This window comes from Embleya sp. NPDC025285 (assembly GCF_055558835.1).
The window spans coordinates 1-2,445 of record NZ_JBVHLU010000259.1 but is presented as its reverse complement, the minus strand read 5'-3'; the positions used below and the strand labels follow the sequence as shown (position 1 = coordinate 2,445).

Here is a 2,445-nt window from a genome sequence, read left to right as displayed (position 1 = left end):
ACCCCCCCCCCCCCCCCCCCCCCCCCCCCCCCCCCTCCCTCCCCCCCCCCCCCCCCCCGAGAACCGCACGGCCTCAGTCGTGCCGGTCACCGAGGGAACCCCCCGACACCCGGGGCGTGGCCGATGCCGGCCCCGCCCCGGCACGCGTCGAGGCCCCGGACCGCAGCCGGTTGCGAAAACCCCGCCCCGCCCCGACGCGAACACGCGTGACCGGGCCCCGGGCACCGGCGATCACGGGAGGAACATCACCCGTTCGCCACCGGAAAACCCCGCCCGAACAGCCCGAAACAACCCTGAATCGACCATGTCACTGGTATTGTTGTTCATGTCGGAAGGGGTTGGCCCCCCGGAAGACCCCGAACCGTGAACGACGAAGGAGACCCCCATGGACCACGTCATCACCGAGATGGTCAGCGGCCCCGCCGAGTTCGACGCGGACGGCCTGATCACCAACCCGGACGACGTCGAGATCGTCCGGGGGTGCTTCACCTGCCACGTGCTGCACGGCGAGACGTTCGGCCCGTGCATGGTGGCCGCCGGCCCCACCACCGACGAACTGATCGTCCGTCACGCCGGCGCCGTCCGCTCCGCGTTCAAGGCCACCGCCCCCGCCCCGAGCCTGCGCGCGCGCCGCGCGCTGGTGGGAGCACGGGCCCGCGCGGCGCAGGCGTCGGGACTGGCCCGCCGCCCCGGCTGGACCACGCTGGCCATCGCCGCGCTCCGCGCCGCCGTCGACCGTTGCGGCGAGTACCGCGCCGAATGCCGCATGGCCGCCGCGCCCCGACTCGCCACCGACTGACCCCGTCGCCCCCGGGGCGGCGGACCGCCGCCCCGGGGCCGGATCCCGACCCACCCGAGCCGACATCGGAGAGACCCGTGAACAGCAACCCCCACCGCCACCCCCGCCGGCTCATGGCATGGCTGCGCGCCTTCCTGCGCCCGGCGCGCCCCACCGGCCGCTACGCCATCCCGTGCGACTCCTGCGGCGCGAAGTCCGGTGAACGCTGCGAGGGCTACTGCCCCCTCAGCGCCGCAGACGAGGATTTCGCCGACATCTGGTGACCGACCCCGGAGCCGGCCGACCGGGGCGACCCGATCCGGCCGATGCGCCGAACGGCTGAAACCAAGCCGCGCCACACCCACGCTATCGATAGTGACTGGTATTGTTGTTTGTGTCGGAAAGGGATGGCTCCCCGGAAGACACCGAACCACGAACGACCGAGGAGAACCCCCCGTGACGGACACCTTTGCGGCGAAGTTGGCCAGGTTCAAGACGGAATGGATCCGTCCCGAGAACATCCGCGCCGAGATCTCCCGCGCCCACGCGATCGCCGACAACGCCCGCACTCTGCGCGAGACCCTCCCGCCCGCGCACCGCGCGCCCACCGGCGACATGCGCGAGATCGCGACCAGCGCCACGGCGTCCGCGACATCCGCGATCCAGGGCGCGCGCACGGCCGAAGCCCAGTTCGAGCAGGCCCGCGACTTCGTCCAGGTCGTTGCCGCCCGCAGGCACCTCGACGGCGCCCACGCCGACCTCATCAAGGCCCACAGCCAGTATCTGCGCTACGCCGAGACCGGTCGCGAGTACTTCGTCAGTCTCGGCCTCCGCGTGCACACCGGCCATCTCGCCGTACTCGAAGGCAGGTTCTGACCCCATCCCGCCGGGCGGCGGCCGGCCCCGCCGCCCGACACCGAACCACGACCCGAGGACCACTCGTGACGAACGACGACGCCCGCACCACGGCCCGCGACACGCACGCCGCCGCCGCCAGACTCGCCCGCACGCTGCGCCGCACCACGGTCGGGGTCGAGGCCATGGCGCACCTGATGGCCGCCCTCGAAGCCGCGACCACGGCCCGCGACACCGCAGCCCACGCCGTCACCCCCGAGGACGTCGAGGCGGCCCGCGCCGCGCTCGCCACTGCCCACCGCCACCGGGCCAAGTTCGAGCGCGCCGGACGCCGCAACCGGCCCGCCCGCCGCTGATCGCCCCGGTCCGCCGGCCCGAGCCGACACGGACCCCGCGACACCGAGACCGCGCCCACGGCGCACACCACCGCCGGACGGGGTTGGCCCCCCGCCCGACGTCCGAACCCCGAACGACACCCGAGGAGTCACCACCATGCCCGCACCGCTCAAGACCGGCGACCGCGTTCGTCTCGTCAACGACCAGGCCCACCACGCCGGCACCGTCAGGCAGGTCGACCAGGACGGCAAGCGCGTGACCGTCCAGTGGGACGGCGGCGGCCGGCTCACGCACCGCCGGGAAAGCGTCTGCGCTCTCAGTGCCCGGATCCCCGCCCAGCGCTGACCGCCCGCCCGTACCGGGGGGGGGGGGGGGGGGGGGGGGGGGGGGGGGGAAGAAAAAGGGAAGCAAACAACACCACCAACCTGGAGAGGGTGTGTGGGGGGGGGGGGGGGCTGCCTCCGGGTTGGCACCTT

Annotated in this window: 5 protein-coding genes; all 5 read left to right on the top strand. The window is 73.9% G+C overall.

Annotated elements, in window-relative coordinates; all coding sequences use genetic code 11:
- Positions 1–385 precede the first annotated feature (385 nt).
- The 5 genes from ACZ4FV_RS52040 to ACZ4FV_RS52020 all read left to right on the top strand — a co-directional run bounded on the left by ACZ4FV_RS52040 (position 386) and on the right by ACZ4FV_RS52020 (position 2,314).
- Entirely contained in the window at positions 386–799 is a 414-nt protein-coding gene (locus ACZ4FV_RS52040) for a hypothetical protein (protein WP_465328465.1), read from the top strand.
- 77 nt (positions 800–876) lie between these two features.
- A complete protein-coding gene (locus tag ACZ4FV_RS52035; RefSeq protein WP_465328463.1) occupies positions 877–1,062 on the top strand; it encodes a hypothetical protein in 186 nt (61 codons plus the stop codon).
- Between the two features lie 172 nt (positions 1,063–1,234).
- A complete protein-coding gene (locus tag ACZ4FV_RS52030; RefSeq protein ID WP_465328461.1) occupies positions 1,235–1,654 on the top strand; it encodes a hypothetical protein in 420 nt (139 codons plus the stop codon).
- Between the two features lie 65 nt (positions 1,655–1,719).
- Positions 1,720–1,989 (top strand): hypothetical protein, encoded by a 270-nt coding sequence (locus tag ACZ4FV_RS52025; RefSeq protein ID WP_465328459.1) that lies wholly within the window; start codon positions 1,720–1,722, stop codon positions 1,987–1,989.
- Positions 1,990–2,125: 136 nt separating this feature from the next.
- On the top strand, positions 2,126–2,314 hold the full coding sequence (locus ACZ4FV_RS52020) for a hypothetical protein (RefSeq protein WP_465328457.1): 189 nt from the start codon (positions 2,126–2,128) through the stop codon (positions 2,312–2,314).
- Positions 2,315–2,445: the final 131 nt, after the last annotated feature.

Excerpts from the sequence above, each read along its gene's own strand:
- ACZ4FV_RS52040 (WP_465328465.1), top strand. The coding sequence starts at position 386 with ATGGACCACGTCATCACCGAGATGGTCAGCGGCCCCGCCGAGTTCGAC.
- ACZ4FV_RS52020 (WP_465328457.1), top strand. The coding sequence starts at position 2,126 with ATGCCCGCACCGCTCAAGACCGGCGACCGCGTTCGTCTCGTCAACGAC.